Source organism: Stenotrophomonas cyclobalanopsidis, assembly GCF_008710035.1.
In the GTDB taxonomy this organism is placed as follows: Bacteria; Pseudomonadota; Gammaproteobacteria; order Xanthomonadales; family Xanthomonadaceae; genus Stenotrophomonas; species Stenotrophomonas cyclobalanopsidis.
This window is the reverse complement of the sequence record NZ_VYKI01000019.1, coordinates 39,129-52,293: the sequence shown is the minus strand read 5'-3', so window position 1 is coordinate 52,293 and position 13,165 is coordinate 39,129. Positions and strand designations below refer to the sequence as shown.

The following is a 13,165-nucleotide window of genomic DNA, read 5'->3' as shown; positions in this document are numbered from 1 at the left end:
AGAGAGCCATGGACCTGGAAGCAACCCGCGATCTGTTCGCCAACCTGCGCGAGAACACCGACTGGGATCTCGCCACGCCCCTGCTGTGGGGCTACTACTTCGTGCATTCCACCCCGGACCGCCTGCAGGCGCTGGCGGCCACCCTGGAAGCCCAGGGCTATGCGGTGGTGGAGCTGTTCGAACAGGAGCCGGAGGAGGGCGATGCGCCCTTCCACGTGCTGCACGTGGAACGCGTGGAGATCCACGACGAAGCCTCGCTGGACCTGCGCAACCAGGAACTGGCCGCCCTGGCCAGCCAGACCGGCGTGGAAGACTACGACGGCGTCGACGTCGGCCCGGCCCCGACCCTGCAATAACGCACCGCTTTCTGCAGAGCCGAGCCCATGCTCGGCTGTTTTTCCCGGCAGCCGAGCATGGGCTCGGCTCTACAGACCCGGTATTGGCGCTTCCTCAGCGCAGCTTTGCCAACGCCTGACCGAGTTGCACAGGGTGCTCGGCATCCAGATGCGGGGCGAACTCGGCCACGCCCGGCGGCAGCAGCACGATCACGGTCGAGCCGTAGTTGAAGCGCGCCATTTCGGCGAAACGCTCCAGCCTGATGCCCTGGCCGCGGTAATCCTTGCGGGTGATGCGGTCGCCATAATGCGGAATCTCTTCGCCGCTCCACACCGTTTCCACGCCGGACACCAGCAGCGCGCCGACCATCACGCTGGCCATCGGGCCGAAGCTGGTATCGAAATGGCAGACCAGGCGCTCGTTGCGGGCGAACAGGCGCGGCACGCCGTTCACCGCAGCCGGGCCGACGCTGAACAGGCGGCCCGGCACGTGCACGGTCTCGCGCAGGGTGCCGGTCCACGGCATGTGCACGCGGTGGTAGTCACGCGGGGACAGGTACACCGTGGCATACAGGCCGTCGTTGTACGGCTTGGCGTCCTCTTCGCTGCCCAGCAGCTCGGCGGCGGTGAAGGACTGGCCCTTGGCCTGGAAGATGCGGCCGGCCTCGATCTTGCCCAGCTGGCTGATGCGGCCGTCGGCCGGCATCACCAGGCTGCGCGGATCGGCATCGGCCACGCGCGCGCCCGGCTTCAGCGCGCGGGTGAAGAACTGGTTGAAGGTCGGGTAGCTGCGCGGGTCCGGATTGGCCGCTTCGTCCAGATTGACGTTGAACTTGCGGGTGACGGTGTCGATCAGCCAGCGCGACACGCGCGGGTCGTCCGAGTACGCCAGCGAGCGCGCCATCGAGGACAGCAGGCGGTGGGGCAGGGCGTACGTCAGGGCGGTGATCAGGCTCATGGGGCGGATTTCTCGGTCAGCTTCTGCAGGTCGCGGGCGATGGCCGGCGCGTTGAACGGGGGCCGCACCAGGCCGGCAAGGCGGCCCTGCGGGTCGAGCACGGCCAGGCTGGCCGAGTGCTCGACGGTGTAATCCTCGGGATTCTCGTCGAAATGCTTGCCCGGCACCTTCTGGAACACGAAGCCCAGTGAAGTGGCGAAGCGCTCCAGCGAGGGAATGTCGGCGGTGGCGGCCAGGGTGTCCTTGTGGAAGCCGTGCACGTACTCGCCCAGGCGGGTGGCGTTGTCACGGTCCGGGTCCACTGAAACGAACAGCACGCGCGGGCGCAGCGTGTCGGGCAGGGCTTCCCACTGCTTCTGCGCGCCGGCCAGCTCGGCCAGGGTGGTCGGGCAGACGTCCGGGCAGAAGGTGAAACCGAGGAACACCAGGGTCCAGTGGCCCTTCAGTTCACCGGGGATGAGCCGGGTGCCGTCGGACTGGGCCAGGTTGAAATCGGGCAGCTCGCGGGTGTGCGGGTACAGGGTGATCGCTTCGGTGGCCGGCTGCTTGGCCGGCGGCTTCGGCGCGAACACCTGCTGCGCGGCCAGCAGGCCCAGGCCCGCCGCCAGGGCGATCAGCAGGATGATGCCGACGTTGCGATTGAACATGGGAGCCCCCGCAGGAAGTAATCCCCATCATACCGGCTGCAGCCTGATCGTTTCCGTCGCAACGGATGCCGCCGCGGGCGCCAGCCTCTATAATCGTGGGCCACTTTGCCCGCAGTACCGCCATGACCGCTGAAACGGCCGCCGAACTCCACACGATCATCGACCTGATCCGCTACGGCACCAGCCGTTTCAACGAAGCCGGGCTGACCTTCGGGCACAGCTACGACAACGCCCTGGACGAGGCCACCCAGCTGGTGCTGCACAGCCTGCACCTGCCGCACGACCTCGGCCCGGCCTACGGCCAGGCCCGCCTGCTGCAGGCCGAGAAGGTCCGCGTGCTGGAACTGTTCCAGCGCCGCATCGACGAGCGCGTCCCGGCCGCCTACCTGAGCGGTGAAGCCTGGTTCGCCGGCCTCAGCTTCAAGAGCGATTCGCGCGCCCTGGTGCCGCGTTCGCCGATCGCCGAGCTGATCGAGTGCGGCTTCGAGCCGTGGCTGGCAGGCCGCGACGTCAGCCGTGCGCTGGACCTGTGCACCGGTTCGGGCTGCATCGCCATCGCCATGGGCCACTACTACCCGAACTGGGAAGTGGACGGCGTCGACCTGAGCGATGACGCGCTGTCGCTGGCCGAAGAGAACAAGGAACGCCTGCAGGCGCACAACGTGACCCTGCTGAAGTCGGACCTGTTCAACGGCCTGACCGGTCGCCACTACGACCTGATCGTCACCAACCCGCCGTACGTCACCAACGACGAGACCGATGCCCTGCCGCAGGAATACTCCTACGAGCCGGAAATGGGCCTGCGCGCCGGCGACGACGGGTTGGACCTGGTGCTGAAGATCCTGCGCGACGCCCCGCTGCACCTGAGCGAGGACGGCCTGCTGATCTGCGAAGTGGGTGACTCCGAGCAGCACCTGATCAAGCTGCTGCCGGAAGTCGATTTCGCATGGGTTGAATTCAAGGTCGGCCAGATGGGCATCTTCGCGGTCGAATGCCGCGAGCTGATCGCCCACAGCGCACGCATCACCGAACTGGCGGCGCAGCGCCCGTGAGCTCCAATTCGTTCGGCAAGCTGTTCACCGTCACCACGTTCGGCGAGTCGCACGGGCCGGCCATCGGCTGCGTGATCGACGGTTGCCCGCCGGGGCTGGCGCTGGACGCGGCCGAATTCGCCCACGACCTGCAGCGTCGCGCCACCGGCAAGAGCCGGCACACCTCGGCGCGCCGCGAGGCCGATGAGGTCGAGATCCTGTCCGGCGTGTACGAGGGCCTGACCACCGGCACCCCGATCGCGCTGCTGATCCGCAACACCGACCAGCGCAGCAAGGATTACGCGAACATCGGCCAGCAGTTCCGGCCGGGCCACGCCGACTACAGCTACTGGCACAAGTACGGCATCCGCGACCCGCGCGGTGGCGGCCGTTCCTCGGCTCGCGAGACCACCATGCGCGTGGCCGCCGGCGTGGTCGCCAAGAAGTGGCTGGCCGAGCGCTTCGGCGTGACCGTGCGCGGCTACCTGTCGCAGCTGGGCGAGATCCGTCCGGCCGGCTTCGACTGGTCGGCGGTGGAAGACAACCCGTTCTTCTGGCCGCACGCCGAACAGGTGCCCGAGCTGGAGGCGTACATGGATGCGCTGCGCAAGTCCGGTGATTCGGTCGGTGCGCGCGTGGACGTGGTGGCCGACAACGTGCCGCCGGGCTGGGGCGAGCCGATCTACGGCAAGCTCGACGGCGACCTCGCCGCCGCGCTGATGAGCATCAATGCTGTGAAGGGTGTGGAGATCGGCGATGGTTTCGCCAGTGCCGCGCAGACGGGCACCGAACATCGTGACCTGCTGACCCCGCAGGGCTTCGCCAGCAACCATGCCGGCGGCATTCTCGGTGGCATTTCCACCGGCCAGCCGGTGGTCGCGTCCATCGTCCTCAAGCCGACCTCCAGCCTGCGCCTGCCGGGCCCGTCGCTGGATACCGAGGGCAACGTGATCGAAGTGGTCACCACCGGCCGCCACGACCCGTGCGTCGGCATCCGCGCCACCCCCATCGCCGAGGCGATGATGGCGCTGGTGCTGATGGATCAGGCCCTGCGCCACCGCGCCCAGTGTGGTGACGTCGGCACCATCACCCCGCGCATTCCCGGGCAGATCGATGGCTGATACCCGGCCGACGGTGTGGGTGAGCCAGCCGTTGATCGACGCGGCCATCGCGCCGCTGCGCGATCGCGTGCAGCTGCTGGCCACCGACTCCGTCACCGCCTGGTCGCCGCAGCAGATCGCCGAGCGCCTGGCCTCGGTCGACGGCGCGATCATCACCCTCAACGAGCGCATTGGCGCGGCCCAGGTGGCCGAGGCCACGCAGCTGCAGGTGATCGCCAACGTCGGCGTCGGCTACAACAATCTGGATGTCGACGCGCTGAGCGCGGCCGGCATCCTCGCCAGCAACACCCCGGACGTGCTCACCGAGACCACGGCCGACCTCGGTTTCGCCCTGCTGATGGCCACCGCGCGCCGCATCACCGAATCCGAGCGCTGGCTGCGTGAAGGGCAGTGGGGGCAGTGGTCGTTCCAGACCATGCTCGGTGCCGACATCCACGGCAGCACGCTGGGCATCCTCGGCATGGGCCGCATCGGCCAGGGCATTGCCGGCCGTGGCGCGCTCGGTTTCGGCATGAAGGTGCTGTACCACAACCGTTCGCGCCTGCCGGCCGAGACCGAAGCCGCACTGGGTGCCACCTACGTGGACCTGGACACGCTGCTGGCGCAGTCCGACCACCTGGTCACCGTGCTGCCCTACACCCCGGGCTCGCACCACATCATCGATGCGGCCGCGCTGGCGAAGATGAAGCCGTCGGCCACCCTGGTGAACATCGCCCGCGGCGGCATCGTCGACGAGCTGGCACTGGCCGAAGCGCTGGCCCATGGCCGCCTGGCCGCCGCCGGCCTGGATGTCTACGAAGGCGAACCGAAGGTGCGCCCGGAACTGCTGGCGCTGCGCAACGTGGTGCTGACTCCGCATATCGGCAGCGCCTCGCTGGGCACCCGTACCGCCATGGTGCAGCTGGCCGTGGACAACCTGCTGGCCGGCCTCGGCCTGGCTGGCGAAGCGGCGCGCATGCCGAGCGCGATCAACGCCGACGCGGCCCTCGCCGCGCGTGCCGTGCTGGGTAAAAAAACCGGGAAACGATAGGGAACCTCTGCGCGCCCCGCCTGAGGAGGTTCCCCGAACCCAGCTGTCGTGCGTGAGTTTTCCCCCTTCCCGTTTTCGTGAGAGTTCCCCCATGAGCAATGCACAACGCAGCGTCCACGTCGCCATCGTCGGTGCCACCGGCGCCGTCGGCGAAACCATGCTGGCCATCCTGGCCGAGCGCAACTTCCCGGTCGGTACCCTGAGCCTGCTCGCTTCCGAGCGCTCGGCCGGCGGCGAAGTCGAGTTCGAAGGCCAGAAGGTGAAGATCCAGGACCTCGCCACCTTCGACCCCAGCGGCGTGGAAATCGCCCTGTTCTCGGCCGGTGGCAGCGTGTCCAAGGAATACGCGCCGAAGTTCGCCGCCGCCGGTGCGGTGGTGATCGACAACTCCTCGGCCTTCCGTTACGACGATGACGTGCCGCTGGTGGTGTCCGAGGTCAACCCGGACCAGGTCGGCAACCGTCCGCGCGGCATCATCGCAAACCCGAACTGCTCGACCATGCAGATGCTGGTGGCGCTGGCGCCGCTGCACCGCAAGTACGGCATCGAGCGCATCAACGTGTCCACCTACCAGTCGGTGTCCGGCGGCGGCCGTTCGGCGATGGAAGAGCTGGGCAAGCAGACCGGCCAGCTGCTGAGCTTCCAGGAGATCGATCCGCAGCGCTTCCCGGTGCAGATCGCCTTCAACCTGATCCCGCACATCGACGACTTCCAGGACAACGGCTTCACCAAGGAAGAAATGAAGCTGGTCTGGGAAACCCGCAAGATCCTCGGCGACGACAGCATCCTGGTGAACCCGACCGCCGTGCGCGTGCCGGTGTTCTACGGCCACTCCGAATCGGTGGCGATCGAAACCCGCGACAAGGTGACCGTGGCCGAAGCGCGCGCGCTGCTGGAACAGTCGCCGGGCGTGGAAGTGGTGGACCGCCATGAAGCCGGTGGCTACCCGACCCCGGTCACCCACGCCTCGGGCACCGATGCGGTGTACGTCGGTCGCATCCGCGAAGACCTGTCGCACCCGCGCGGCCTGAACCTGTGGATCGTCTCGGACAACGTGCGCAAGGGCGCGGCACTGAATGCCGTGCAGCTGGCCGAGCTGGTGGCCGCCGAACAGCGCTGATCCCAGCTTCCGTAGAGTCGAGCCATGCTCGACCGCGTCTGTCCTTCGTAGAGTCGAGCTTGCTCGACTGTTTTGAAGGCAGTGGAGCAAGCTCGACTCGACCGGGTGCCGCCCCCAGGGTGGGTGCGGACCGTGGTCCGCACGCTTTATAGTGTCGCCCATGAATAAACGGGCCAAGGGCGCCTCGCGCCCGCTCCTCTATCTGTCTGCCGCGCTGCTGGCATTGGCCAGCAGTTCGGCCATGGCCCTGGGCCTGGGCGACATCCGCGTGCTGTCGCGCCCCGGCCAGCCGCTTCTGGCCGAAATTCCGGTGGTGTCCGCCGATCCTTCCGAACTGCAGAACCTGCGCGTGGCGCTGGCCTCGGCCGTCACCTTCGAGCGGGTCGGCCTGCAGCGGCCGACCGGGCTGGTCAGCGAACTGCAGTTCGAGCTGACCACCAACAGTCAGGGCAGGGCGGTGGTGCGGGTGACCTCGCAGGCACCGGTGGAAACCCCGTCGCTGAGCTTCCTGATCGAGGCCGACTGGGGCCAGGGCCGCCTGGTCCGCGAATACTCCGCGCTGGTCGATACGCCGGCCAGTGCGCTGGCCGTGGCCGAGCCGGAGATCGTCGCCCCGGCCAGCGTGCTGGGCAACACGATCACCCGCGACACGCCTGCCAAACCGGCCGCACAGGCTGCAGCCAACACAGCACCGGCCGCACCCGCCAGCGCCGCCCGTCCGGCCGCGTCGCGCCCGCGTGCCGCTGCGCCGGCGGCCGCCGATGGCAGCATCACCGTGCAGCAGGGCCAGACCCTGTCGCAGATTGCCGGCGCGCTGGCCCGTGGCAATCAGATCAGCCGCGAGCGGGCGATGATCGCCCTGCTGCGCGCCAATCCGGAGGCCTTCATCCGCGGCAACGTCAACCTGCTCAAGCAGGGCGCGGTGCTGCGCGTGCCAGGCAGCGAGGCCCTGGCCGCGATCGATGGCAACGAAGCCGCCGCGCTGGTCCGCGAGCATGCCGCGCAGTGGCGGCAGGCGCGCACCGTGCCGCAGCCGGCCGGTGCGCCGACGCCGGCCGCGCCCGTGGCCGCTGCAGCCACCGCCGCTGCCGCCACGGCCGGGGCACGTCTTGAGATCGCTCCGGCGCTGGCGTCCGATGCCATGCACGCGGGCACAACCACCGGCACCGCTGCCGGCAGCGAGGGTGACATGCTGGGCAATGAACAACTGCGGCAGGCCAGAGAAGACGTTGCCACCCGCGATGCCGAGATCGGCGAGCTGAAGCAGCGCGTGGCCGAGCTGGAAAAGCTGAAGGAGCAGCAGCAGTCGTTGATCGCGATGAAGGACAACGATCTGGCTGCCGCCCAGCAGCGCCTGGCGCCGCCGCCCGGGGCACCCGCCGGTGGCACGCCCTGGTACTGGCTGGGCCTGCCGCTGCTGTTGCTGGTGGCCGGTGCCGCCTGGCTGCTACGCCGGCGCAAGCCGTCGCCGCTGCCGCCGCTGCGCGAGGAGGGCGATGCCGTGGCGCTGGCCGCTGCGGTGCCTGCCGGTGCCGCGCTGGATTCGCTGGCCGAACAATCGCCCTGGGTCACCGGCCACGAAGACGACGGCCGCCAGGAACCGTCGATGCCGGCCTGGGCGATCGAAAAGGATCATGTCGTCCACGCGCAGCATGACGACCAAGCGCGGGCCGATGAGGCGCCCTCTGCACTGGTCGAGCCGGAAGTAGAGCCGGTACCGCAGCCTGCTGCCGATGTCGAGGCCTCCTGGCAGGTCGGGGCGCTGGTGACCGACGAGGGCGACGAACTGCCGCCGGCGGTGAGCGACGCACCGCGCTGGGGCGAGCCCGAGGCAGTGGCGCCGGAACCGGCCGACGCGGCCCCCGTGCCCGCCGATGAGATCGGCGTGCCCGACTACGCCCTGCACGCCGAGCAGCAGCCGGAATTCCGTGGCGTGTTCGATCTGCCGGCCGAGCAGAGCGAGCAGTCGCAGCCCGTGCAGGCAGCCAGCGAAGACCTGGACCCGGCCGCAGGATCCAGCAGCAACGACTGGGCCCCGCGCGCGGGCCAGGAGCGCCTGGAACTGGCCATCGCCTACCTGGACCTCGGCGATGCGCAGACCGCACGGACCCTGCTGGAAGAAGTCGCCACCGATGGCGATATGCACTGCCAGGCCCAGGCGCGCGAACTGCTCGCCCGCCTGGACTGACCACTGGACCACAGGGGCCACCCATGAGCCGCGAAAACCGCATCGACTACGTTGAGTTCGCCTCGGCCGACCCGGCCGCCAGCCGTGCCTTCTTCGAGGCCGTGTTCGGCTGGTCGTTCGTCGACTACGGCGAGGACTACACCGCCTTCGACGATTGCCGCCTGCAGGGCGGCTTCTTCCGCGGCCAGCCGCAGCGTGCCGAGTCCGGCGCACCGCTGCTGGTGCTGTATGCCGACCTGCTGTCACCGGTCGAAGCCGCGGTGCGTGCGGCCGGCGGGCAGGTCGTCCGGCCCGTTTTCTCTTTCCCCGGTGGCAGCCGCTTCCAGTTCGTCGAGCCTGGTGGCAACGAACTGGCGGTCTGGTCCGAACGCGACCCGGCCTGAGCGCCGTCCCACCCGCAATATCGAGGTAGCAGCACATGCGTTACGCGCTCGGCGTCGAGTACGACGGCAGCGATTTCAGGGGCTGGCAGAACCTGGGCGAGGGCGGACCCAGTGTCCAGGCCAGCCTGGAGAAGGCCCTGTCCTCGGTGGCCGACGCGCCGCTGCAGGTGGTCTGCGCCGGCCGCACCGATGCGGGCGTGCACGGCCAGTGCCAGGTCGTGCATTTCGATACCGACGTGGTGCGCGACCCGCGCGCCTGGATGCTGGGAACCACCACCCGCCTGCCGCGTTCAATCGCGGTGCGCTGGTGCGTGCCGGTGGCCGATGATTTCCACGCCCGCTTCTCGGCGCGTGCGCGCCGCTATCGCTACCGCCTGCTCAACCGCGAGGTGCGCCCGGCGCTGGACCGGCAGACCCTCAGCTGGGAACGACGGGCGCTGGACGAGACCCTCATGCATGCCGCAGGCCAGGCGCTGCTCGGCGAGAACGACTTCAGTGCGTTCCGCTCGGTGCACTGCCAGGCTCTGCATGCGCGGCGTGAGCTGCAGTCGCTGCAGGTCAGCCGCCAGGGCGAGGTCATCGAGGTGGCGGTGCGCGGTAATGCATTCCTTCATCACATGGTCCGCAATATCGTCGGTTCGCTGATCCTGGTCGGCAGCGGCGAGAAACCGGTGGAGTGGATCGCCGAGCTGCTGGCCGGACGCGACCGAACCGTTGCCGGCCCTACCGCACCTCCGCAGGGGCTGGTGTTCCTGGGGCCGCTGTACCCCGACAACTGGCATCTGCCTGCCGAGGTCACCTTATGAGCCGCTCCTACTACCGTACCCGCATCAAGTTCTGTGGCATGACCCGCGCCGGCGATGTGCGCCTGGCCGGCGAACTGGGCGTGGACGCGGTGGGCTTCATCTTTGCCCGTGAAAGCAGCCGCCGGGTCGCCCCGGCCGAAGCCCGGGCAATGCGCCAGGCGATCGCACCGATGGTCGACGTGGTGGCGCTGTTCCGCAACAACAGCAAGGAAGAGGTGCGTGAAGTGCTGCGCACCGTGCGTCCGACCCTGCTGCAGTTCCATGGCGAGGAAGACGAGAGCTTCTGCCGCAGTTTCAACATGCCCTACCTGAAAGCCATCGCCATGGGCGGCCGCGAGGACGTCAACGCACGCACGCTGCAGCTGCGTTACCCGAGCGCGGCCGGCTTCCTGTTCGACAGCCACGCCCCGGGCGGCGGTGGCGGCACCGGCGTGGCCTTCGACTGGGCGCGCATTCCGACCGGCCTGCACCGCCCGTTCCTGCTGGCCGGCGGGCTCAACCCGGAAAACGTGAAGGACGCCATCCTCGCCACCCTGCCGTGGGGCGTGGATGTGTCCAGCGGCATCGAGGTCGAGCCGGGCATCAAGGACGGCTACAAGATGCGCACGTTCGTCGAGGAAGTGCGCAGCGCCGACTGCACCGTGCTGGAGTAATCCCGGCGCGCACCCCGCGCGTGGCCGCCTGCGGGCGGCTCGCGCCTTCACATTTGTCCCTGCACGCCCTCTTCACATAGGATGAAGGGGAAGCCATGGCCATGAGGGCCGTGGTGGGATCGACGGAACCGCCCCCGGCGGATTCCGAACGGGGCGTCACGCGCCCACAGCCCGGGAAGGCAAAGCGATGCAGGAATTCCTCACCGTCGTGTTCGGTTACCCGACCCTGCCGTACAGCGTCCTGCTGGCGGTCTCGCTGGTCTATTGGGGGCTTGCCGCATTTGGGCTGGTTGATGACGGCTTCGGCGACCTCGGCGCCGACGGTGCGCTGGACGGCGGCACCGACCTCAGCGGCCTGTCGGCCCTGCTGCAGCGCTTCGGCCTCGGCGGCGTGCCGGTCATGGTCGTGGTCACCCTGCTGGGGTTCTTCGGCTGGGCGCTGACCTATTTCATCCATCTTTTCATCCTGCTGCCGCTGCCGGACGTGCTGCGCTGGGGCTTCGGCACGCTCGTGGCCGTGCTCGCGCCGCTGCCGGCGGTGCCGATCACCGCACTGCTGCTGCGGCCCATCCGCAGTTTCCTGCAGCGCCTGCAGCCGGTCGCGCAGGCCTCCCTGCTGGGCCGGGTGGGCGTGGTCGCCTCGCCGCGGGTGGACGCCCGCAGCGGCCATGCCAATGTCGATGATGGCGGCGCCGGGCTGATCCTGCAGGTGCGCAGCGACATCGAACTGCAGCGTGGCGAGCGCATCGTGCTGGTCGAGCACGTGGCCGAACAGCACTACTACCGGGTGGTCCGCGCCGACGCGGTCGCCCTCGATTTCCAGGACAACCTGCTTCCGGGCAACAAGGAGAATCACTGATGAGTTTCGCTGGCGCGGCCCCCTTCCTGATCGGGATCATCGTCGTCGTAGGCCTGCTGCTGGGCCTGGCCGGACTGTTCAAGGCGTTCTACCGCAAGGTCGACCAGGGCGTGGCCCTGATCGTCAACGACATGAGCGCCACGCCCAAGGTGCACTTCACCGGTGCGCTGATCATCCCGGTGCTGTACCGCGCCGAGCTGATGCGCATCAGCCTGATCACCCTGCAGATCGACCGCCGCGGCAAGGAAGGCCTGATCTGCCGCGACAACATGCGCGCCGACATCGCCGTGGCCTTCTACCTGCGGGTGAACGAAACCCAGGCCGACGTGCTGCGCGTGGCCAAGGCCATCGGTGCCGACCGTGCGTCGGACAAGCACGCGGTCGATGAGCTGTTCAACGCCAAGTTCTCCGAGGCGCTGAAGACGGTCGGCAAGAAGTTCGACTTCACCGAACTGTTCGAGAAGCGCCAGGAATTCCGCGATGAGATCATCGCGGTCATCGGCAACGACCTGAACGGCTATGTGCTGGAAGACGTGGCCATCGATTACCTGGAACAGACCCCGAAGTCGCTGCTGGACCAGTTCAACATCCTCGACGCGCAGGGCATCCGCAAGATCACCGAGCTGACCGCCGCGCAGAACGTGGTGACCAACGAGTTGGAGCAGAACGAGAAGCTCGCCATCACTAAGAAGAACGTGGAAGCACGCGAAGCGCTGCTGGCCCTGGAACGCCAGCAGGCCGAGGCCGAGGCGCGGCAGAAGCGCGAGATCGAGACCATCCGCGCCCGCGAGGAAGCCGAGACTGCCAAGGTGCAGGAAGAGCAGCGCCAGCTGTCCGAGAACGCTCGCATCGAAGCACAGCAGCTGATCGAGATCCGCGACCAGAACCGCCTGCGCGAAGTGGAAGTGGCCGAACAGAACCGCCAGCGTGCGGTGGCCATCGAAGCCGAGCGCGTGGAGCGTGCGCGCCAGCTGGAGCAGGTCACCACCGACCGCGAAGTGCAGCTGCAGGGCGTGGAGCGCGACAAGGTGGTCGAGCAGGGCAAGATGGACGTGGCCAACATTACCCGCGAACGCATCTCCATCGACAAGACCGTGGCCCAGGAAGAAGAGCGCATCAAGGAAGTGCGCGAGGTCTCCGAGGCCGACCGCCAGAAGCAGGTGCTGATCCTGGAAGCCGAAGCCAAGGCGCAGGAATCGCTGGTGCGCGAAGTGAAGGAAGCGCAGGCCCGCGAGACCGCCTCCAAACACCGCGCGGTGGAGCTGACCACCCTGGCCCAGGCCGAGCACGAAGCGGCCGGCAAGCAGGCCGAGGCAAAGCGCCTGCTGGCCGATGCGTTCCGTGCCGAACAGGCCGCGCCGGGCCTGGCCGAAGCGCAGGTGCGTGAAGCTTCCGCGCTGGCCATCGAAAAGGTCGGCATCGCCGAAGCCCGCGTGATCGAAGCCAAGGCCGAAGCCAACCTGAAGCAGGGCAGCAACGAAGCCCGCGTGCTGGCCGAGACCCTGCAGGCCCAGGCCCAGGGCGAGGAGAAGATGGGCCTGGCCCGTGCCACAGCCACCGAATCGCTGGGCAACGCCGAAGCCGGCGTGGTGCAGAAGAAGCTGCTGGCCGAAGCCGAGGGCCTGGTGCGCAAGTTCGAGGCGATCGCTTCGCTGAGCGACCAGGCGCGTGGCCACGAAGAGTTCCGAATGATGCTGGACAACAGCCTGAAGCAGGCGCTGGCCTCCATCGAAGCGGGCAAGGAAGTGTCGCGCGAGAACGCCAACGTCATCGCCAGCGCACTGCGCAACGCCGACATCGACCTGGTCGGTGGCGACGGTGGCATGTTCGAGAACCTGGTCAAGGCGGTGTCGCTGGGCAAGTCGATCGAAGGCTTCGCTGGCAAGAGCCCGATCGTGCAGGAGCTGATGCAGCGCTACCTGGGCGTGGCCGTGGCCGATCCGTCACCGCGGCAGATCGCCGGCGACGCCGAGGTGGCGCCGAGCGTGTCGCCCGCCCTGGTCGACAGCGACCGTTGATGCACCGGGCGATGGC

13 protein-coding genes are annotated in these 13,165 nt (G+C 68.4%); 11 read left to right on the top strand and 2 right to left on the bottom strand.

The window, feature by feature from the left end:
- Window positions 1-8 precede the first annotated feature (8 nt).
- Entirely contained in the window at window positions 9-356 is a 348-nt protein-coding gene (locus tag FJU31_RS14240; RefSeq protein WP_150455333.1) for a ribonuclease E inhibitor RraB, read from the top strand.
- Between the two features lie 94 nt (window positions 357-450).
- Here the strand turns inward: FJU31_RS14240 and asd are convergent, their stop codons facing one another.
- Window positions 451-1,293, bottom strand: coding sequence for an archaetidylserine decarboxylase (gene asd, locus FJU31_RS14235; protein WP_150455332.1), 843 nt, complete (start codon window positions 1,291-1,293; stop codon window positions 451-453).
- On the bottom strand, window positions 1,290-1,940 hold the full coding sequence (locus FJU31_RS14230; RefSeq protein WP_150455331.1) for an SCO family protein: 651 nt from the start codon (window positions 1,938-1,940) through the stop codon (window positions 1,290-1,292). The genes asd and FJU31_RS14230 overlap by 4 nt, the downstream gene beginning before the upstream one ends.
- A 122-nt stretch (window positions 1,941-2,062) precedes the next feature.
- On the opposite strand from FJU31_RS14230, the gene prmB reads away from it, so the two are divergent.
- The 10 genes from prmB to FJU31_RS14180 all read left to right on the top strand — a co-directional run bounded on the left by prmB (window position 2,063) and on the right by FJU31_RS14180 (window position 13,149).
- On the top strand, window positions 2,063-2,992 hold the full coding sequence (gene prmB / locus FJU31_RS14225; protein ID WP_150455330.1) for a 50S ribosomal protein L3 N(5)-glutamine methyltransferase: 930 nt from the start codon (window positions 2,063-2,065) through the stop codon (window positions 2,990-2,992).
- Window positions 2,989-4,092: a chorismate synthase gene (aroC, locus tag FJU31_RS14220; protein WP_150455329.1), complete on the top strand. Its 1,104-nt coding sequence runs from the start codon at window positions 2,989-2,991 to the stop codon at window positions 4,090-4,092. The genes prmB and aroC overlap by 4 nt, the downstream gene beginning before the upstream one ends.
- On the top strand, window positions 4,085-5,122 hold the full coding sequence (locus FJU31_RS14215) for a 2-hydroxyacid dehydrogenase (protein WP_150455328.1): 1,038 nt from the start codon (window positions 4,085-4,087) through the stop codon (window positions 5,120-5,122). Before aroC ends, FJU31_RS14215 begins: the two co-directional genes overlap by 8 nt.
- Window positions 5,123-5,213: 91 nt before the next feature.
- Window positions 5,214-6,242, top strand: a complete 1,029-nt coding sequence (locus tag FJU31_RS14210) for an aspartate-semialdehyde dehydrogenase (RefSeq protein ID WP_150455327.1) — start codon at window positions 5,214-5,216, stop codon at window positions 6,240-6,242.
- 160 nt (window positions 6,243-6,402) lie between these two features.
- Window positions 6,403-8,430, top strand: a complete 2,028-nt coding sequence (locus FJU31_RS14205; RefSeq protein WP_150455326.1) for a FimV/HubP family polar landmark protein — start codon at window positions 6,403-6,405, stop codon at window positions 8,428-8,430.
- Between the two features lie 23 nt (window positions 8,431-8,453).
- Window positions 8,454-8,813 (top strand): VOC family protein, encoded by a 360-nt coding sequence (locus tag FJU31_RS14200; RefSeq protein WP_150455325.1) that lies wholly within the window; start codon window positions 8,454-8,456, stop codon window positions 8,811-8,813.
- Between the two features lie 35 nt (window positions 8,814-8,848).
- Window positions 8,849-9,619: a tRNA pseudouridine(38-40) synthase TruA gene (gene truA / locus FJU31_RS14195; RefSeq protein WP_150455324.1), complete on the top strand. Its 771-nt coding sequence runs from the start codon at window positions 8,849-8,851 to the stop codon at window positions 9,617-9,619.
- Window positions 9,616-10,272, top strand: coding sequence for a phosphoribosylanthranilate isomerase (locus FJU31_RS14190; protein ID WP_108747095.1), 657 nt, complete (start codon window positions 9,616-9,618; stop codon window positions 10,270-10,272). Before truA ends, FJU31_RS14190 begins: the two co-directional genes overlap by 4 nt.
- Before the next feature lie 187 nt (window positions 10,273-10,459).
- Window positions 10,460-11,131, top strand: a complete 672-nt coding sequence (locus FJU31_RS14185; RefSeq protein ID WP_150455323.1) for an OB-fold-containig protein — start codon at window positions 10,460-10,462, stop codon at window positions 11,129-11,131.
- Entirely contained in the window at window positions 11,131-13,149 is a 2,019-nt protein-coding gene (locus FJU31_RS14180) for a flotillin family protein (protein WP_150455322.1), read from the top strand. Before FJU31_RS14185 ends, FJU31_RS14180 begins: the two co-directional genes overlap by 1 nt.
- Window positions 13,150-13,165: the final 16 nt, after the last annotated feature.